This is a genomic window from Ktedonobacter sp. SOSP1-52, from assembly GCF_016587395.1.
Genome location: NZ_BNJH01000003.1, coordinates 109373 through 128720 on the forward strand (window position 1 = coordinate 109373; position 19348 = coordinate 128720).

Here is a 19348-nt window from a genome sequence, read left to right on the forward strand (position 1 = left end):
AGGATAATGGACCAGTGATGCAATCAGAATCAAAACAGGTTGCTCCACCTCCTGGTGAGAGGCCAGAAGATAAAAATATCAAGGCCTTTGCCGCGGTTGAGCAGGCTGAACTAGAGCAGCAGCAAGCCTCCTCTCCAGCTCGGGCGGTCAAATTTTCATTTTGGCGTTGGGGCACCAGTGGCGTCATGCGCCTCCTCTATCGCTACTGGACGCGTATCGCCGCGCGTCTCTGCCCGGAGGATTCGCTGGGGGAGCGCATCGCCCATGCTTTGCGCGTTCCGCTGCCCGATAAGCTCAATATGAGCTGGGTCAACAGTCATCTCGCGGTTGGTGGCCGGGTACGCCCCGAAGATATTGCGGCACTGGCGAAGGTTGGGGTAACCCATGTCGTCGATACGCGTTCAGAGTATTGTGATGACGCGGAAGCCATGCGTGCACAGGGAATTGAGCTTTTGTATCTGCCCACGCCTGACACCTGGCCGCTGAGCGTTGAACAGTTGCTAGAGGGATCGCGCTGGGTCAATACGCAACTGCAAAAGGATGGGCGGGTCCTGATCCACTGTGAGCATGGAGTAGGGCGCAGCGTATTGCTAACCTGTTCCGCGCTGGTGTATGGAGGTATGCATGCCTCGGAGGCGCTTGAACTGGTGCAGCGCCAGCGCTGGCAGGCCGCGCCCAATGGTCGTCAGGTTGCGCGCTTACGCGAATTTGAAGTAGCTTGCAAGTCGCTGCCAAGAGCATAACGTTCGATTGCTTCAGCAACGCCATCCTCGGCGTTGCTGGCGGTGATCGCCTTCGCCGCCTCGCGTACCTTCGCGCGTGCCTGCCCCATGGCGACTCCCCAGCCCACGCTTTGCAGCATCTCGATATCGTTATTCCCATCTCCTATGGCCATAACCTGGCTGAGTGGAATAGCTAGATAGCTCGCCAACGCCTGGACACCGCTGGCCTTGGAGCAATGTTGATGCATGATGGATAGCTCGGCTGTGCGATAACTGCCCAGGGGAGTTGTATTCCAGGCGCACTCAAGGGCTGAGATCTCAGGAAGCATACGCTGAATAATCTCCTCCGATGTAAAGGCGACGACGCGTAGGGGATCAGGCTGGCCGAGACAGCAGTGCTGATAATGCAGACGCCGGAGGCCTTGCGCGATTTCGAGGTAGGGCGCGATCCAGGTCGTATCAAACTCCTCTGGTCCGGTCCAGGTCTCCTCTTGCTCCTCATGGTAGTGATGAATGATAGGCTGGACCTTGTGCCGAACCAGGATCTCCAGGGCCTGGTGCGCGATCTCGGCCTGCAACTTCTGCGTATGGAAGATGCGTCCACCAGGATGTTCAAGGATCAGGGCGCCGTCATACATAATGATCGGGAGATCTATGCCCAGCTCGGAGGCGATATAGCCAGTGTTGACGTAGCGCCGGGCCGTAGCTAGCGTCACAATAATGCCTTCCTCGCGTGCCTGCTCTATCGCGGCGCGTGTACGCGGCGTGATATGTTTGTGTGGGTCGAGGAGCGTACCATCAATATCGATTGCGATCATTTTGATAGATGTGGGTGAAAGAGGTTGTTGCATAGCTTTTAGATAAATTATCTCATTCTAGTAGTTGATAGAGAAACTGCTCATATCTGTTGTATGGGATCTGCTGTCCCTCTATGCTCTGGCCTGGGTGCTAAGGAGTATTCCAGGTGCATAGTGCTCTTGTGCTTATTATAGGAAGTGTGAAGCGACCTTGCAATGTTGAGCAAAAAAAGTACCGTGTGCGCAACTCACAGACATTTCCATACTCTCTTTGTCGGCAGAGAAGAAGAATAAGAGCAGGGGTATCATACCCCTGGTATGGGGATGTCCTGGCATCATAAAATATGTATAGGCTTTTTTGTTTGGAACTAGATGGTAGAAAGATAGGGCGATACTGGTGGGTACGAATATGCAAGAAGAACAATTTGCTGAAATGGAACATACTCCTCATTTTGAGGTGAATGATAGAGAGCAGAATACAAAGATGGATAGAACACAACCAGTGGATACAAGCGTAATTCAGCCGCATATGCGCCATCACTGGATTGATAATGAGGATCTGCCGCTGTTGCCTGATATGCAGCCGGTCAGCACGGTGCGCGATAGCCTGTATGAATTGATCCCCCTGGGGCCACGCGAGATTAAGCTGATTGGAACCCCTGAGTTTCTCCGTTTGCAGCAGGTGAAGCAGCTTGGCTTTGTCTACCGCATCTGGCCGGGAGCGACGCATACACGCTATGAGCATAGTCTTGGTTGCTATCACCTGACTGTGCGGGCCTTACGAGCGCTGCTCCAGCGTGGCGAGCGTGGTGGTTTGGATGGGGTCGCGGTCAGCAGCATCCAGGCGCTTGTCGTGGCGTCTCTGCTGCATGATATTGGTCACTATCCCTACTCGCACACGATTGAGGAGCTGGGCTCCCCGATTCTGTTGCACGAGCGTATCGGGCGCACGGTGATTGAGAAGAGTTCTATCGCGGATGTGCTGGAGCGCGACTATCATCTCTCGCCTGAGCGCGTAGCCGATTTCATTGATCCCCCCAAAAACCGGCAGCGCCATCCCGACGATGAACTGCTCAGCCACCTCTTGAGTGGTCCCCTGGATGTCGATAAACTGGACTACTTACCACGGGATGCGCGTGGCTGTAACGTTCCCTATGGAGGCGTGGATGTCTCGCGTCTGTTGGGGTCGCTGCTGGTGCATAAGGTGGATGGGAAGCGTAGCATTGTCGTTACCCATAAGGGTGTCAGTCCCCTGCATTCTCTCCTCCATGCGCGCCAGGAGATGTTTGACAATATCTACTGGCATCATACTAGCCGCGCCTTCCAGGTGATGCTGGTGCGCGCGGTCCAGGATGCGCTCCAAAGTGGGCAGCTGAAGGCGGACCAACTGGTGGGCCTGGATGACTACTCGCTGATGACCCTGTTGCGCAGCGAGCCCATGCCGCAGAGCACACGCGCCCTGGCTGAGAGCCTGACCAATCGTCAGCCACATAAAGTCGTGCTGGAGATCAGCCGCATGGCCGGTCGCTTCTTTAACCGCTTGGATGCGTTGTTCTGGGACGCGGAACGCAGACGGCGGGTGGAGTGCCAGCTAGGCGAGCGTCTCTCGGAGGTTCTGGATACCGAGATTGCCGAGCATGAGTTGCTCTTTGACATTCCGCGACCGGAGAAGTGGGAAATGGATCTCAATATCGTGTTTGAGCATCCGCCCGTGGGCATGAAACCCTTTATGAGCTGGGTTGAGGTGACCGGACTCCAGCCCGATGACCTGGCGCGTTATGAGCAGCACCAGCGCCGTATTCGCCTGGTGGTGTCGGAGCGCCTGCGGTCATCGTTGACCTCGCACCGCGACGATATTGTTCTGCCCACTCTGGAAGAACTGGTATAAGATAACGATAATGCGTGTGGGGTAGGCTTCGCCTACCCCACACGCATTATCGTTATCTTATGTTTATGCTTGAGGGTTTACCGTGTGCAAGACTGCCTTCTCGCGCTTCTGATACATCTGCTTTAAGGCTTTTTCGCGTAGGCGGAGCGCGGGCGCATACTCCATATCCAGGCGAAGCGCATGCTCGGAGCAGCGGGCGGCCTCGCGGTAGCGCTCAAGCCTGAAGAGCGTATCGGCCTTGAGCGTCCAGAAGCGAACGCTATCGGGGTCAAGCTGGAGTAGTTGATCGAGCGTCTCGTCGGCCTCTTCATAGAGGCCCAGACCACGCCAGGCACGCATATAGTTCTCCCAGGCAAAGAGATTATCAGGTACCTGGGCGATGAGTTCGCGGGCCACCTCTTTGAGGGCATCGTACATCTCAAGCGAGCGCAAGGCCTGTACGGCCTGGATGAGTGAGGGCGTATGACCAGGGTGCATGAGGAGTGCCTCGCGCGTCACTGCTATAACCTCTTGCATACGGCCCAGGCGGCAGAGGATCTCGCCCTTCATTTGCAGCACAAAGAGATTCTGTGGGTCCAGCTCAAGGGCTTTACTGAAGTTTTCGAGGGCTTCGTTAAGGCGATTAAAGTTGAGCAGAGCAACGCCCTGGTTGGCCCAGGCTCGTGCATCATCAGGAGCGAGCGTGACCGCGCGTTGGGCACTTCGCAATGCCTCGGGGAAGCGTTGTTGCAGTAGTTGTAGCCCGCTTCGATTCAGCCAGGCGAGCGGGAGGTTCGTATCGAGCAGGAGTGCCTGGTCGTTGGCGATGGTGGCTTCAGAGATGCGCTCCAGTTTCTGTAAGGCACGCGCCTTGAAGGCCAGGCCTTGCGCTGAATTGAGCGCGGCCTCAAGCATACGCCTGGCTGTCTCCAGGAGAGCTTCATAGTCGCCCATGGCATCGAGCGCCGTTGCCAGGCCGATAAGCGCCTCTTTATCCTCCTCATTCTGCTTGCTTAGCTCACTGAAGTAGAGAATGGCCTGCGACCAGTTCTGGGCTTGCAATTGCTCCTGAGCCTGCTGGCGTAACTGGTCAGGTGTAAGCTTGTTCTCGCCTGGATATTTATGAGTAGGTTGCTGCTCGGGCTGATTGAATGTATTCACCTTTGGTGTATTCTCTTCCATTTATACGCTGCTCTTCTCTGCTCGGTTTCGTCCCATTATCTCATTAACAGCAGTTATGGGCAACCCCTTTCCTTCTTATGCGAAAACCAACGCCACTCTCGTGGCTAGCGCTAAAGCGCTCAGGTTTTCGGGTAGGCACCCAATATTTAAAACTATACAAAATTTTTACAAAACCTATAAAGATTTCTAAAAATACCCTTGTATAGTATGAACAAGCAAGTAGAAGTTGACTTGCTATGGTCCTTATCGTTATCTATAAGGCATAAACATCAGGGCATGAACACCGCTTTCTTATATGCATCGTGTCAGGAGGATACTAGATGCTCAACGAAAATGATTCCGCGAATGATGTGGTAAATGATACGACAAATGGTACAGCAAATGGTAGAGATTATACAAAAATTGATATGTATTCACCATCTACGCAGGATGCCGAACAGTATTCTGGTTCGCAGGAGACCTTAGATGAGCATGAGAAGGTGCAGCCACTGCCACAGGCAGGACAGCCCGCTTCCTGGGCTCAACAGACGCAGGCTGATACCTATGCCGCCTCAGCGCCCAATGGGCCGGTGCCTCCGCCCGTCGCTCAGCCGCCGGTGCGCAGGGGACCCAGCACGGCATCTATAGTCCTATTGGCAGTAGTACTCCTGCTCGTCTTTGGTACGGGCCTCTTCGCGGGCTGGCAATTTGGGCGTGGTGGTGTAAGTGTACCCAGCTCGTCACAAGCTGGCCTCCAAACAGATAGCAGTTCACACTCGCAGGTAACCATCCCTGCACTGAGCGATAACAATATTCAAACTGTACGCGAAGCGGTGGTGACAAATATTCAGCCTGCGGTCGTACAGATCTCGACCGGCTCCAGCCTTGGTTCGGGTGTCGTGATCGATAAGCGTGGATACATTGTAACGAACAATCACGTGGTCGAGAACGCTCAGAGCCTGACCGTCAAGCTCTTCGATGGCAATCAGTTGAGCGCGACCCTGGTTGGTACGGATGCCACGGATGACCTGGCGGTGATCAAGATTAATCCGCCTGCCAACCTGGCGACCGCCGACCTGGGCGATTCATCCTCACTCAAGGTGGGTCAGGAAGTGCTCGCGGTTGGCAATCCGTTGGGGAACTCGCAGACGGTAACTCACGGTATCGTGAGCGCGCTGGGGCGCAATGTCTCGGAGGGTAATGGTGCGACGATTCCGAATACGATTCAGACGGATGCGCCAATCAACCCTGGTAACAGCGGTGGCGCCCTGGTCGACTTGCAGGGCAATGTCATTGGCATTCCAACCCTGGTCGCGATTAACTCAGAATATAATACGCCTGCCAATGGTGTTGGCTATGCCATCCCGTCCAACCGGGTGAAGTTTATCGCCACACAGTTGATCGATAGTGGGAAAGTGACGCATACGGGGCGCGCGGCCCTCAATGTAACCGTGGTTGCTGTCGATGCCAGTATGGCGCAACGCAACGGACTCGCAGTGCAGCAGGGTGTGATGATCGTCGAGGTGACGCAGGATGGAGCAGCAGCCAAGGCCGGCTTACAGGTGAATGACGTCATCGTACAGGTAGATAACAAGAATGTTACCGATTCATCTTCGCTCTCAGATGCTCTTCTGAGCAAGAACGTGGGCGACAAGGTAGCCGTCAAGGTCTACCGTGGCAACCAGCAGTTGACCATTAACGTGGCCCTGGGTGAGTTGCAGGCGCAGACCAAGTAGGCAAACAACTTTGACAACACCTCATCGGCCCTTACAGGTTGATGGTGTCACTATATAGCGCTTTTCCTTGTGCTTGGGATCGGGGGAGGGCGGGTAAGGTTACTTATAAGTAACTTAACCCGTCCTCCCTTATTTTTGGCGTGACGCCTCGCGCCTGCGGCGCTCGCGTTGTTTGGTGGTGTAATGCCCCTGGCGACCTCCAGCCGCCAGGGGCATTACACCACCAAGAGCATTGGCCTCATGGGGCTATAGGCTGGGACTGTGGGGATGTGTCTGCAGGGGGAGCGGCTGCCTGGCTCTTCTTGGAGCGCCGCCCGGTCAGCAGGACGCCCGCGAAGAAGACGATCCAGCCAAGAGCCATAATGATCCAGAAGGTGCTCTGTAGACCCAGGACACGCGCCAGGGTACCGGCGGCGGCATCGATCAAGGCTCCAGCCATGATCAGGACATTGGCCCAGAGCAGGTTTAGCGATTGCAGGCCACCAACCTGGCTCTGCTTGCGCACGAGCTTCAAGCCAGAATAGAGGGCTACTCCAGCAATGGCGACGACTCCCAGCGTGTTGAGCAGAATCGTGGTGACCAGCCAGGGGCCAGGATGCAGGATGCCTGTACCGGGTGTGCCTGCGATCTGGCTCAATTTCTGCATATCGATAGATCCATCGAAGGTAAAGGCTGTAGCGATCACGCTCAGGAACGAGAGGAACATCAGGCAGGAGCGTGTCAACATGGGTTTGCCCAGGAGGGCGATACTGCCCAGGCCCAGCCAGGAGGGCATAAGGGCCGCTCCAAGGGTATAGTAGATGCGGAAGCAGAGGATGCCCAGGCTACTGGTTGGCTGAGCTAGCATCATCACCACATAGGCGATAGTTGCCGCGAAGGCCATCAGCAATGCGATAGACCAGTAGAGTTGATAGACGCGCCTCCGGCGTAGGTACTGGCGCGTAATCATGCCCGCGAAAATCCCCGTCACCAGGACATTGATGACGGGAGAGGCAAATAGAAGTACGGTGTTCATATTTACAACCTGTGTCTGATTGGCATAATTGAAAGTATCATTGCTCTGCATAGACTATACAAAAAACCACGCTTACGCGCAATGCATAGAAGCTCTACATAGGGTGAGAAGAAGGCCAATGGCAGCACCGGATTGGATTAGAGGCGCAGGGGAACTCTCAAAGCAAACAGGCCTATTCCTCCTATCAGGAGGAACAACAGACCTAGTCCCACACGTCCCAGCACCGTATTCAGATCGAAGAAGAATACTACTGGCCAGCTTGAGGTTGGACTGGGAACAGGAGTTGTCGTGGGTGACTTTGTTGTGATTTGAGGTGTATTAACCTGGGGCGAGGCTTCCGTAGTGCGAGGCATCGTACTTCCTGGCTTCTCTGTTTTAGTATTTGATTGTGCGCTTGAGCCACTTGAGTTTGAGGCGGTGGAATAGGATGCTCCACTACCTGCTGGAAGCATGGCAAGAAGGCTGGAGCCTAGGAGGAAGAGACCGATGACTGCGGCGAGTGCGCTCAGGGTACGCAGCCCACTTCGCGCATAGAGCGGCCAGCGAGCGCGTGGCCGCGTTGGCGTATATGAGACACTCTCCTTTTCGTCTTCTTGCATTTCGGGAAATATGTCATCGACCTGGGCAGTTGCATACAGCGGTGGCGTATCGGGGAGGCTGCTGGCATTGCGCGCAAGGGTAAAAGACCTAGGTAGGGCTGGGCGTGGGAGGGCCTGGAGGAGCGCGATGGTACGACGTAGCTCATCGAGTTCCTGCCCACATGTGATACAGGAACTCAAATGGCTCGCCAGGCGTTCCTGTTCGGAGGAGGTAAGCTCCCCATCCAGGTACGCTGAGAATTCTTCTGATGTCAGGTGTTGTTCGTCGTATGCCAAGCGTCTACTCCGTCTCCTCAAACATAAACTGTGTCTATTGGTAGCGATCCATTCAATTGGTTAGACGGTAATCGCGGGGTAAAAGTTCCCGGTGTTGTGAGAGATACTGGCGGAGCTTCGTACGTCCACGCGAGATGCGGGACCGGACCGTTCCCAGCGTTGACTGAGTGCTTGCGGCCACCTCCTCATACGAGAAGCCCTCGATATCGCAGAGGACGACCGCGACTCGCTGATCAAGTGGCAGCTGTTGCAGGCCCGTTTGAATCAGTTCCTGAAGCTCCTGGTTGAGTAGTCGCGCCTCGGGATTATCGCTGAGATGGGTATCAACCAGGGCGCCAAGTGCCTCCTGGGTGTGGGGTTCATCATCGTCGGTTAGTTCATCCAGCGAGGCGGCGGGATGGCGTTGCTTATAGCGCCAGTAGTCGCAGGCCAGGTTGGAGCCGATGCGCAGGAGCCAGGCCCGAAAGGAGGAGCCGCCTTTGAAGGATTGAATATGGCGAAAGGCGGAGAAAAAGGCATCCTGCGTCACATCGGCCGCGGCATCAGCATTGCCGAGCACGCGTAGGACAGAGGCATACATTAGCTGCTGGTAACGTTCAACCAACTGATTAAATGCCTCAAGATCGCCGCGCTTACTGCGAGCAATAAGCCATGCCTCATCTTCTGGCGTGTGCTTGCTCATACCCTCTTTTGCCTCTCTCCTGGGCGATACCGCTTTTCCGGTGTCACTCTTATGCCTGCTTCGTCCGCTAGTGTAGCACAGAATCCCATTTTGTGCACGTCCCAGGTCTCTTCTGTTAGCTAGCTTCGTTGACACCCTTCTTTTTTGACGATTATAATTATTTTGAATCAACTTGCTTCTGTTTGTGCAAGAAATGGCCGTTGATTGTGCTTGTCCGTTTCGCTGATGAGGCGGATGCTGGTTCGATGATAGGAACCGCCCAGGCGTATTCCACCAAAAATTTACATCTCTTCGGAGGAATTGCGATGACCACTGAAGGTCTTGAAGATGTTGTGGCTACAACATCGCGAATTTGTGATCTCGATGGTAAACTTGGTAAGTTAACGTACTACGGTATAGATATTCATGACCTGGCTCGTCATTCGAGCTTTGAAGAGACCGCGTACCTGCTCTGGCATGGTGTTCTGCCCACCAAAACGCAACTGGCGGAAGTGGAGCAGCAGTTACGCGCCAACCGCGCTCTGCCGAGCCGCATCATCGATCTGATGCATTTATTGCCATCTTCCACCTCTCCGATGGATGTGCTCCGCACAACCGTCTCCGCCCTTGCAGCCTTTGACGATGACTTAAGCGATAAGTCTACCGCCGCCGATGAGCGACGCGCCATCCGCCTGACATCCGCGCTGCCCACGATTATTATGACCTGGAATAGCATCCGCGAGAAGCGTAACCTCGTTGAGCCTCTCCAGACTGGCACGCACGCGGCGAATATGCTCTACATGCTGACAGGCAAAGAACCAGACGCCTATACCGCCCACGCCCTGGACGTGGCCTTGATCCTGCATGCCGATCATGAATTAAACGCCTCGACGTTCGCCGCGCGTGTGACCGCTGGCACCAAGGCTGACATGTATGCCTCGGTTGTCGCGGCTATCAGCGCCCTCTCTGGCCCCCTGCATGGGGGCGCCAATGAGCAAGTCATACGCATGCTGCTCAGGATTGGCGAGGTGCGAAACGTTGAGTCGTACCTGGAGGATGCCCTGGCGCGTAAAGAGCGTATCATGGGATTTGGCCATCGCGTCTACCGCACCGAGGACCCACGTGCGACCCACCTGCGGGCCATGTCCCAGGAGCTGGGCGAGCGCACAGGCGATGTACGCTGGTACGAGATGTCGCGCGCGATTGAGGAGTATATCAAGGGACATAAGGGTCTCAACGCGAACGTCGACTTCTACTCTGCCTCGGTCTACTACATGCTGGGTATTCCCATTGACCTGGATACGCCCATTTTTGCCTCCAGCCGCATCTCTGGCTGGACCGCGCACATCCTTGAACAATATGCCAACAATCGCCTCATCCGCCCACGTGCCGAATACGTTGGCGCGAAGGTCACCGAGTACGTTCCACTTGAACAGCGCGGCTAATAATCGGTAAAGTGAGACCCGCTACTGGCGTACGCGGCTACTGCCAGCTCAGTAGCCGCGTACGCCAGTAGCGGGTCTCATGCCGTTCTAGGCGAGTAAGCGCTGGAGGTCCTGTTTGAGGCTGGCATAGCTCTGGTAGCGCACCTGGGGATCTTCGGCCAGGGCGCGGCTCAAGATGGCCTCAAACTCGGCTGATACGTTGGGGTTGAGGATGCGCACAGGCGGATAGGCTGGATAGTGGGGTGGCGCGACATTCGTGATGGCGTGGTGCATGCTGGCCGCCAGGGCATAGATACAGGTCCGGATATCGTAGGGTTTATCCTGGATGGGGAGATAGGGCGAGATCACGAGCTTGCGCGTGGTACGCTTCCCGTGCTCCAGACGACCGCCCGCTGACTGCAAGGGGGGCGGAACCTGAAAGCCCGTCAGGTGAACGCGGTTACGTTGCTGCTCAATAATGATATTGGCGGGCGAGAGATCATAGTGACGCACGACGGGTTGTTGCTGCTCCAGGGCGATCAAGATGTTGAGCACGGCGAGCATATAGGTGCGCACCTCGGCCTCGGAAATGGGGCGTAGCAGCTTCTGTAGACGTTCTTCAATGCTCTCGCCATTAATGTAGGAAAGCACAAGATAGTAGTGGCGCCCCTCCGCGAAGCGATCCAGCACGCGTGGCACCAGGGGATGGCGTAGGCGTGTCAAGGGTTCGGTCACGTGATCATAGTGGGCCACATCCTTGGCACGCTGTGCCAGGGGGAGATCGCTGCACTCCCAGCGCTTGAGAACGACGCGCTGATCATTCTGACGCTCATCGGTCGCGATGGCGACCATGGTATTGCTTTCTTCAGATTGCTTAAGCACATGTTTGATGGCATAGCGACCCTGACGGAGCGTGACGCCTATCAGCGGGCTGCGAGGGACCATAGCGGCGGGAACGGTAAGACGTCCACATTGGGAGCAGCAACGCTGCCCAAAGCGTACGGGGGCCTCGCAGTAGGGACAGCGCCGGTTGTCGTATTCGGCGCCACAGAAGGAGCAGCGCGCGGCGCCACTACGATTTTGTTGTCCACAGCGCTGGCAGACATAGCGCTGTAGCGCGATCTGCACAGCCTGAGTATAGCTCCTGGCGAAATCGCTGATGCTGTTGTAACGCTGGCGATAGTTCTTGGCGAGAGCACGCATCAAGACCGCGCTGACCTCGGAGGGGATGCGGGTATTTAAATGGTGAGGTGGCATTGGTTGCTCGCCTGCGTGCGCGTGCCACATCTCCTCAAGGCGTTTGTAGACAAAGGGTGTGCGCCCGGTAAGCAGTTCATAGCAGCAGATCGCCAGGGCGTATTGATCTGAGTCGCGGCGGGGAGTCCCCTGCCATTGCTCAAGCGGCATGTAGGCAGCCGTCCCCGTGATCTCGCCCAGCGAGGCATGCGTCTGCATTCCCAGATAGAACGTTGTGCCGAAGTCTGCGAGCAGCACCTGGCCATTGCGCCCAATGAGCAGGTTGCCAGGTTTGACATCCTGGTGAACCAGGCCATTGTTATGCACATATTGCAGCGCCGAGGCCGTCTGGTGGATATAGGGAATGAGCTCTTCGGCGAAGGCCAGGCGGCGTGTCCCATCATCGCGACGGAAGAGATCGAGAATGGTCTGGGGAGCATACTCGGTGACCAGGTAGGGGCGTTCGTTCCCCGTGAGCTGGCCGAAGTTATACACAGGCAAAATATTAGGGTGGTGCATGGCCGCGATCCGGCGTGCCTCCTGAAAGAAGCTGGCCTGAGCCTTGGCGGTGAGCTGGTCAAGGCGCAAGACTTTTAAGGCCAGCGTGCGGCTCAGGGGTGCGGGTTCACGTATTTTATATACCTGTCCATAGCTTCCGGCGCCAATGAAGGCCATAATTTCATATGAGCCAATATGCGACCCTTGCACGAGGAAGTCACAGCGTTGGCAGCAAACCGCGTCAGGGGGATTGGAGTGTGTCCCACGCGGATTCAGGCAGTAGGCCAAGGACGTCTCCTACATCTTCTCTATCTGTATTAGTGGCATAGAAACTATCGCTTTCTTTCTACCACATGTACGCCTGTAAGGGGGATGAGTTGCGTTCCTGACAAAAAAGCGGAAGAGGTCATATACCTCTTCCGCTTTGAGCATGTTTGCTTATCTCTACTAGCCCACGCTACCGGACATCTCAAGCTGGATCAAGCGGTTAAGCTCGACCGCGTACTCCATCGGCAGCTCCTTGGTGATAGGCTCGATGAAGCCGTTGACGATGAGGGAGTAGGCCTCAGACTCGTCGAGACCGCGACTCATCAGGTAGAAGAGCTGATCCTCGCCGACCTTGGAGACGGTTGCCTCGTGGCCGATCTCGGTCTGGTTCTCCTCGACGCGAATCGTCGGATAGGTATCGGTACGAGCGTTCTCGTCGAGCAGGAGCGCGTCACAGCGGACGCTGGACTTGGTGTGGTGCGCGCCTGGATTGATGCGTACGAGACCGCGATACGACGCGCGACCAGTGCCCTTGGAGACCGACTTCGACAGGATCTGTGAAGTGGTGTGAGGGGCAAGGTGCGTGATCTTCGCGCCCGCGTCCTGGTGCATACCGTCGTTAGCGAAGGCGACCGAAAGGACGTCACCACGCGCGCCCGGCTCCATCAGCATGACCGCGGGATACTTCATCGTGACCTTAGAGCCCAGGTTACCATCGACCCACTCCATGGTGGCATCGCGGTAGGCCGCGGCACGCTTGGTCACCAGGTTATAGACGTTCTTCGACCAGTTCTGGATGGTCGTGTAGCGGATGCGTGCGCCCTCCATGGCCTTGATCTCGACCACGGCGCTGTGCAGGCTGTCGCTGGTGTAGCTTGGCGCGGTACAACCCTCGACATAGTGGACATAGGAGCCCGGCGCAGCGATAATCAAGGTGCGCTCGAACTGGCCCATGTTCTTCGCATTAATGCGGAAGTAGGCCTGTAGAGGAATCTCTACGCGTACATTCTCCGGCACGTAGACGAAGCTGCCACCGCTCCAGACGGCGCTATTGAGCGAGGCGAACTTGTTATCGGAAGGCGGAATGATGGTGCCAAAGTGCTCCTTGATCAGGTCGGGATACTCGCGCAAAGCTGTATCCATATCTGTGAAGATAACGCCCAGCTTCTCAAGGTCCTCGCGCATCTTGTGATAGACGGCTTCGCTCTCGTACTGCGCGGTAACGCCCGCCAGATATTTCTGCTCCGCCTGGGGAATGCCAAGGCGATCGAAGGTGTCTTTAATTTCTGCTGGGATATCGTCCCAGGTTTTGCCCTGCTGTGGCACGGGCTTAATATAGTAGTAGATATCGTCGAAGTTGATGCCTGAGAGATCAGCACCCCAGGTGGGCATTGGACGCTTCTCAAAGAGTTTCAGGCTCTTGAGACGGAAGTCCCGCATCCAGCTGGGCTCACCCTTCATCTCAGAGATCTGGGCGACGACACGCTCATCGAGTCCCTTCTCGGACTTGTATGTATAATTTTCTGCTACATGGAACCCGGCAGTGTAGTTGCCCTGCTCCAGTTCAAATGCCTGACTCATAAAGAATTACTCCACTCGCTGGCTGATGCCTTATTCTCTATTGGTAATGGAAGCGCGACGCTTCCTGTAATCCATCCTGCTAATCCTTACTGGGCTACTCGGATTTCCTTTGGTATTATATGTCTTTTTATGCTGCTTGTCAAGGAGAACATCGCTTGCCGACGCTCTGCCTGGCCTCTAGACCTATGTGTGACATGTGCCAGGTAAGCTGACAGGTAGGAAGGAGGGGGGACGACGCTACTAAAGTACGCGTCTACATATTATGGTACGAGGCATATCGCCCATGATATGTAGACGCGTGCTTCAGCAGCGTCGGTGCCCTTCTTATACATCCCTCTAGAATCAATCGACCAGGAGGACGTTTCTCTATAGGAGATATGGGCATGTGCTTTTTGTGGTAAGAGCTTGACAGAAGGCGCATAAAGTTGCTATTATGGTGACGTGTTTGGGGAGAGGTATCTCACCAAACCATACGCGCCCATAGCTCAGTGGATAGAGCATCGATCTTCTAAATCGGGTGTCGCAGGTTCGAATCCTGCTGGGCGCGCCCAAATTCCTAAACCCGCTCTAGAGGCGGGTTTTTTGCTATTCACAAGCCTATAGGCGCCAGACTTATTGCGAGCAAGGCATCAAGTTAAGGGTGGCTGCTCGATCCCCACGCCCATGCAGGTGGTGCGCCAGCTTTCCTGGGAAGCAGCCGCCCAGCAGGAGGGGCCTGGTAGATTGTGCCCCTGTGCCCCCGAATGGGGGGGAGAAGCACTCCCAGGCCCCTTCTGCATGGGTGGCGAGCCTCTCGCGCCGCGAGGGCAGATCGCTCCTGAAATGGAACGAGACACGTGGAGGGATGCCACGCGGTGGGAAGGCCATTAGTAGGAACTATACATTTATCTGTTTCATGCTATACTATAGTATGTCTCTTTAACTCCTGTGGCAGAACTCAGGGACGTTGTGACGATGCTGGCTACGGCGTCCGTAATGATTCACCTTCTTACAGACACATGTTGGACTGTATTTGTAGGCGCAAGTTGTGTTGTTTGTCTTTGTAATGCGGAAACCAACGTCGCTCTCGCGACTAGCGCTTCCCCCATTCGGGGACCACCTAAAGGTGGCACGGCAGGCGCGCTCAGGTTTCCGAAGAGGCACTTTGTAATGCGTTTGGGTGAACAGGTCTTGTCGCGCCCCCGCGACACTGAGCAAAGGGGTTTCATATGGTAGAGCATAGTGCATCGGTGACGGTCAAAGCCCCGGTCCACCAGGTTTATGAGCTCTTTACGCACTTCAATGACTTTCCCAAATTTATGCGCTTCGTCAAAGAGGTGACCTATTATGACGATCAGCGTAGCCACTGGGTTGTGCAGATGTTGGGGCGTCATGAGTGGGATGCGGTTAACGAGGATTGGATTCCAGACAAGCAGGTCGGTTGGCGCTCAGTTCGCGGCTTAAAAAATGGCGGACGCGTCAAATTCCGTGCGCTGAGCCCGCAAAGTACAGAAGTCGCGGTGTATATCTACTACGTTCCGCCTACGGGTACGCTGGGGCGCCTGGGTGAAAACCTGGGGGTGAATAGTTACATCGATACCGTGTTGCAGACCGAGTTGACCCATATCGCGCGTATGGTCGAGGAGGCTCCAGAGGGGGCGCTCGATCCTATGTCATCACACTACCTCTTCCATAAAGAGAGCGTGGTGTCTCGCGGCGAGATGACAGAGCGCCAGCGGCTCTCCATGCAACATGATCCGATGATGACTACCCAGGCTCTGGCTGAACGCGAGCAGCGCATCGCGCGGGAGAAGGACCGCAAGCAGCGCGAGCTCCAGCAGGCAAGCGAAGTGACGCGTTTGCGCCTGGAACGCGAGAAGCAGGCCCGCGAGGCCTTTCTCAAGAGCCTGGAGGAGGCACGCCAGGAAAAGCTGCAAGCCATGGCTAATGTCATCGCGGATGAGCCCCTGGAAAACTATGCGCCACACCCGGTCTATGATACGCTGGGAGGTCGCCACGCGGGTCTGGAGCGCACCAACTTTGGCGATAAGGATTCTCTGCGCCCGCGTTATCCCTGGTATACTCAGGACCCGATGATGTCGCGCTTGCCTCCCAAGGAGAAGAATCCCGAGCAGAAATCGGTCGAGGATCTCTACGAAGAGTCGCCCTGGATGATGCTTATTCGCGGCAATCGCGATGTCTGCATTCTTAGCGACTACTATGAGCCTGGTAGTAGCGCCAATCCACCCCAGTAGGGTCATGTAGCGGCAAAGAAAAAGGTTGCGGTTGATGCGCGTTCGCGCATCAACCGCAACCTTTTTCTTTGCCGCTACGAAACTTCTCTAGCTTATGATGCGTGCTAAGAGATACATCATTGGTAGTTTGGTAATGTGAGAAGATGAGGAGATGAGGAGAGATATCTTATGGCAGAACATCATGTTTCCGTTACCGTTCGTGCGCCTGTACAGCAGGTCTATGCCTTGTTTACGCATTTCAACGATTTCCCCAAGTTTATGCGTTTTGTGAAGGAAGTGACCTACCATGATGACCAGCGTAGCCATTGGGTGGTCCAGGTTGGAGGACGACACGAATGGGACGCGGTTAATGAGGGCTGGACTCCTGACCAGCAGATTGGCTGGCGCTCAATAGATGGACTGCAAAATACCGGTCGCGTCAAATTTACTCCGGTTGGTACTGGACAGACGATGGTGGATGTGTTCCTCAATTACACCCCACCTGCAGGTGTTCTTGGGGTTGCCGCCGAGAAATTAGGCATGGACTCACATTTTCAGTCGGTCTTAGAAGATGACATGCAGCATTTCGCGCGTATGGTTGAGGAGGCGCCCCCAGGCGCGCTTGATCCTATGTCATCGCACTACCTCTTCCACGAGGGGAGCGCCGTCGCGCGTGGCGAAGCCACCAGCCGCCAGGAAGAATCCATGGCGCACGATCCGATGATGACCGAAGAGCGCCTTCGTGAACGCGATACAACCATCGCCCGGCAGCAGGCTACGTCCTATAGCGAGGAGCAGCGTCGCCAGGCAGAAGAGCAGGCGCATTTACAGCAGGTGGAGCGTGCGAGCGCCGAGCAGGAGGCGGTACTGCGCGAGCAAGACAGGCACAATCGCCAGGAGGCCGCGGCCCGGCGCGAGCAGGAAGCGGCTATGGAGAAACCCCGCGAGCCACACCCGGTGTATGACACGCTTGGTGGGCGCAATGCCGCCATGGCCAATACGCCTTTTGGCGACCAGGATGCGCGCGGCGAGCGCTTCCCCCAGCATAATCAGGATCCGATGAAGGCGCGTGCAGCCTATGAGAATGCCGGAATGACTCGGACGCCCGTCGAGGGCGAAGAGGTCGCCTCTCCCTGGGAGAGCCAGATTCATGGGCGCCCCTTCGATGTTGAGGAGGAGGGCCAGCGCCCCCTTGAAGAAGGCAAGATCCACAGACAGCAGGAGCAGCGCAACTTGGATGACCAGGCATAGGCATTGCAAATTGTAGGGTCCATGCTGGCATGGACTCCGAAGCCTGCAGGCCGATACCCTGTGGCTGAGGAGATCGCTTCGCTCGGAGTCCATGCCAGCATGGACCCTACAAGGGAAGCGTGAACCAGAAGGTTGAGCCCTCTCCTTGGATGCTGTCGACGCCGAGGTGCCCACCATGCCGCTCGATGATGGTGCGGCAGATATGCAGGCCAAGTCCAAGGCTTACGCCAGAGCCATTTTGCACGCTGATGCCCGGGACGCGGTAGAAGCGTTGCCAGAGCTGAGCTTGCTCCTCGGTCGATATGCCTGGGCCAGCATCTTGAACCGCGACCTTGACTTCTTGCGCGGTCGAGGAAATAGCTACGTTGACCCCTGTCTCGGGGGCTGAGTATTTGAGGGCATTGGTCAGGTAGTTGGTGATGACCTGCCCGATCCGGTCTGGATCAGCCTCGATACGAATTTCCTGTGTGCATGAGAAGTTGTCCAATACAATCAAGCGTTTCGGCCAGGACGCGCGCTGATCCTCGACGGCCTCTTTGATTATGGTGATCAGATCACACTCTTGAAAGTGTAGTTCAAGGCGATTGGCCTGGATGCGTGAAATATCGAGGAGGTCGCCAACCAGGCGATTTTGTACGCGTACCTGGCGCTCGGCGCGCTCCAACATTTCGCGGATGACGTCGACTTTATTCGCAAAATCCTCTCTGGTGTCATCCAGGCGGAAGGCCTTCAGGCGACGTTTGGCCAGCTGAATATTGCCATTGATAGTCGTTAGAGGCGTGCGTAGTTCGTGGCTGGCGATGCCTAAAAATTCGTCCATGCGCTGGTTGGCATCGAGTAAGGCATTGATGTTGTCCTGGGCCTCAGTAAGCTCTTCTATCAGGCGATCACGCTCATTCAGGACCGTATGCAGGCGTGTTTCTAACGCCTTGCGAGCCTCCTTTTCCTGGTGGAGGGCAAGGTTTTGTTCCTGCTGTATTTTCTCCAGCTCAGCAATACGCACGCGCAACGCGCGCACCTCCTGGTAGTTTGTCTGTTCCTCTTGGACTGAACCTTCCAACGGTTCATCTCCTTTGAATAGTTCTGTAACACGCCTGGCTAGTGATGAGCTCATATATCCTGTTTCTCGCAGTTTTCGCTTTATGCCCATGAATGAGAAATCCGTTTGGCGCGCTGTGGCGCAAGCTCTTATGCGGAAACCAACCCCCATTCGGGGGCGCGGCGTCACTCTCGTGACTAGTGCTTCCCCCATTCGGGGACAAGCGCGCTCAGGTTTCCAAATAGGCAGTAACTGTCCTTTACTAGTAATCGTTGCCTATTCACTACTATTCTTAATCGCCAGCACAAATTCAGCATAGTGGGGCGAGGTAATAAAAAGGCTTAAACCTAAGGAGCTTTTAGCAGATGGTATGTGTATTATACCACTTACCTGTGCGGTTTTTCCCTGGTCCGGTCTGTGTTGCGACTGTTAAGCTCTTAAATAAGCAGGATATCCCCCTGTTTGCCTGTATATGACTTTATAGCTAGCCAACCGGCGCTGCGGGGGCCGCGCAGTCCCTCGCAGCGTCGGTTGGATGGTACATTCTCGGGCTCATTTGCTTTTGTCATGTAGACAAAGGGGTAGGCGTCTCCGTTTGTTTGTTGCTCAATGGAATTGATAGCTCATCAGTTCTCTCTCTGTTATGTCCAGGTGGGTTGCGTACGCAGGCGTTCGTCGATGAGTTGGAGGAAGTGGACGCCTGCGGAGATGGTTTGTAGGGCCGTTCTGGTGGTGTGTGGTTGGGAGAAATAGCTGGATACTTGCTGGTGGAAGTGGCGTATGGCCAGGCCGAGAGCCTGGTTCTCTGGTAGGAGGGCGAGCACTTTGTCCTTGGGGAGACTCCAGATGGCGAAGGGCTGGCCTGTCTCGATGGAAAGGTAGCTATAGAGGATGGGCCAGACGCTGGTGCAGAGAAAGCGGACGGAGCGTTCAAGCCTGCCAGCCCCGTGGTTCGGACTGCCATTATAGTACATGCGTTTTATTTGCCGCCACATTCCTGCTACA

General features: G+C 55.6%; 16 protein-coding genes and 1 tRNA gene. 8 read left to right on the plus strand and 9 right to left on the minus strand.

Annotated features, from left to right (window positions below; all coding sequences use genetic code 11):
• Window positions 1-17 precede the first annotated feature (17 nt).
• Window positions 18-743: a dual specificity protein phosphatase family protein gene (locus JMJ16_RS26150; protein ID WP_201386337.1), complete on the plus strand. Its 726-nt coding sequence runs from the start codon at window positions 18-20 to the stop codon at window positions 741-743.
• On the opposite strand, the gene JMJ16_RS26155 is transcribed toward JMJ16_RS26150, so the two are convergent.
• Window positions 686-1573 (minus strand): HAD family hydrolase, encoded by an 888-nt coding sequence (locus tag JMJ16_RS26155; RefSeq protein ID WP_201386339.1) that lies wholly within the window; start codon window positions 1571-1573, stop codon window positions 686-688. The two genes, JMJ16_RS26150 and JMJ16_RS26155, sit on opposite strands and share 58 nt — an antisense overlap.
• A 430-nt stretch (window positions 1574-2003) precedes the next feature.
• Between JMJ16_RS26155 and JMJ16_RS26160 the strand changes: the two genes are divergently transcribed.
• The gene (locus JMJ16_RS26160) at window positions 2004-3407 is read left to right on the plus strand and encodes an HD domain-containing protein (protein WP_236601701.1); all 1404 of its coding nucleotides are present in this window, start codon (window positions 2004-2006) and stop codon (window positions 3405-3407) included.
• Between the two features lie 63 nt (window positions 3408-3470).
• Here the strand turns inward: JMJ16_RS26160 and JMJ16_RS26165 are convergent, their stop codons facing one another.
• Entirely contained in the window at window positions 3471-4568 is a 1098-nt protein-coding gene (locus JMJ16_RS26165) for a tetratricopeptide repeat protein (protein ID WP_201386352.1), read from the minus strand.
• A gap of 320 nt (window positions 4569-4888) precedes the next feature.
• On the opposite strand from JMJ16_RS26165, the gene JMJ16_RS26170 reads away from it, so the two are divergent.
• Window positions 4889-6283 (plus strand): S1C family serine protease, encoded by a 1395-nt coding sequence (locus JMJ16_RS26170; protein ID WP_201386354.1) that lies wholly within the window; start codon window positions 4889-4891, stop codon window positions 6281-6283.
• Window positions 6284-6521: 238 nt separating this feature from the next.
• Here JMJ16_RS26170 and JMJ16_RS26175 read toward each other — a convergent pair whose 3' ends face one another.
• The 3 genes from JMJ16_RS26175 to JMJ16_RS26185 all read right to left on the minus strand — a co-directional run bounded on the left by JMJ16_RS26175 (window position 6522) and on the right by JMJ16_RS26185 (window position 8855).
• Window positions 6522-7298, minus strand: a complete 777-nt coding sequence (locus JMJ16_RS26175; RefSeq protein ID WP_201386356.1) for a hypothetical protein — start codon at window positions 7296-7298, stop codon at window positions 6522-6524.
• Between the two features lie 137 nt (window positions 7299-7435).
• Window positions 7436-8173, minus strand: coding sequence for an anti-sigma factor (locus JMJ16_RS26180; protein WP_201386358.1), 738 nt, complete (start codon window positions 8171-8173; stop codon window positions 7436-7438).
• Window positions 8174-8225: 52 nt separating this feature from the next.
• The gene (locus JMJ16_RS26185) at window positions 8226-8855 is read right to left on the minus strand and encodes a sigma-70 family RNA polymerase sigma factor (protein WP_201386360.1); all 630 of its coding nucleotides are present in this window, start codon (window positions 8853-8855) and stop codon (window positions 8226-8228) included.
• A 305-nt stretch (window positions 8856-9160) separates the two neighbouring features.
• On the opposite strand from JMJ16_RS26185, the gene JMJ16_RS26190 reads away from it, so the two are divergent.
• Window positions 9161-10279 carry a citrate synthase gene (locus tag JMJ16_RS26190; protein WP_201389159.1) on the plus strand — a complete coding sequence of 373 codons (1119 nt, stop codon included), beginning with the start codon at window positions 9161-9163 and terminating at the stop codon, window positions 10277-10279.
• An 87-nt stretch (window positions 10280-10366) separates the two neighbouring features.
• Here JMJ16_RS26190 and JMJ16_RS26195 read toward each other — a convergent pair whose 3' ends face one another.
• A complete protein-coding gene (locus JMJ16_RS26195) occupies window positions 10367-12280 on the minus strand; it encodes a protein kinase (protein WP_201386368.1) in 1914 nt (637 codons plus the stop codon).
• 159 nt (window positions 12281-12439) lie between these two features.
• The gene (gene sufB, locus JMJ16_RS26200) at window positions 12440-13840 is read right to left on the minus strand and encodes a Fe-S cluster assembly protein SufB (RefSeq protein WP_201380524.1); all 1401 of its coding nucleotides are present in this window, start codon (window positions 13838-13840) and stop codon (window positions 12440-12442) included.
• A gap of 474 nt (window positions 13841-14314) precedes the next feature.
• On the opposite strand from sufB, the gene JMJ16_RS26205 reads away from it, so the two are divergent.
• The 4 genes from JMJ16_RS26205 (at window position 14315) to JMJ16_RS26220 (ending at window position 17304) form a co-directional block, all read left to right on the plus strand.
• Window positions 14315-14387 (plus strand) — tRNA-Arg (locus JMJ16_RS26205).
• Window positions 14388-14455: 68 nt separating this feature from the next.
• Window positions 14456-14710 carry a hypothetical protein gene (locus JMJ16_RS26210; protein WP_201386371.1) on the plus strand — a complete coding sequence of 85 codons (255 nt, stop codon included), beginning with the start codon at window positions 14456-14458 and terminating at the stop codon, window positions 14708-14710.
• A gap of 338 nt (window positions 14711-15048) precedes the next feature.
• Window positions 15049-16074, plus strand: coding sequence for an SRPBCC family protein (locus JMJ16_RS26215; protein ID WP_201386372.1), 1026 nt, complete (start codon window positions 15049-15051; stop codon window positions 16072-16074).
• 168 nt (window positions 16075-16242) lie between these two features.
• The gene (locus JMJ16_RS26220; RefSeq protein ID WP_201386375.1) at window positions 16243-17304 is read left to right on the plus strand and encodes an SRPBCC family protein; all 1062 of its coding nucleotides are present in this window, start codon (window positions 16243-16245) and stop codon (window positions 17302-17304) included.
• A gap of 106 nt (window positions 17305-17410) precedes the next feature.
• Here the strand turns inward: JMJ16_RS26220 and JMJ16_RS26225 are convergent, their stop codons facing one another.
• Both JMJ16_RS26225 and JMJ16_RS26230 read right to left on the minus strand, forming a co-directional pair.
• On the minus strand, window positions 17411-18364 hold the full coding sequence (locus JMJ16_RS26225; RefSeq protein WP_201386377.1) for a sensor histidine kinase KdpD: 954 nt from the start codon (window positions 18362-18364) through the stop codon (window positions 17411-17413).
• A 620-nt stretch (window positions 18365-18984) separates the two neighbouring features.
• Complete coding sequence (locus JMJ16_RS26230; RefSeq protein WP_201386379.1) at window positions 18985-19317, minus strand: hypothetical protein; 333 nt, start codon at window positions 19315-19317, stop codon at window positions 18985-18987.
• Window positions 19318-19348: the final 31 nt, after the last annotated feature.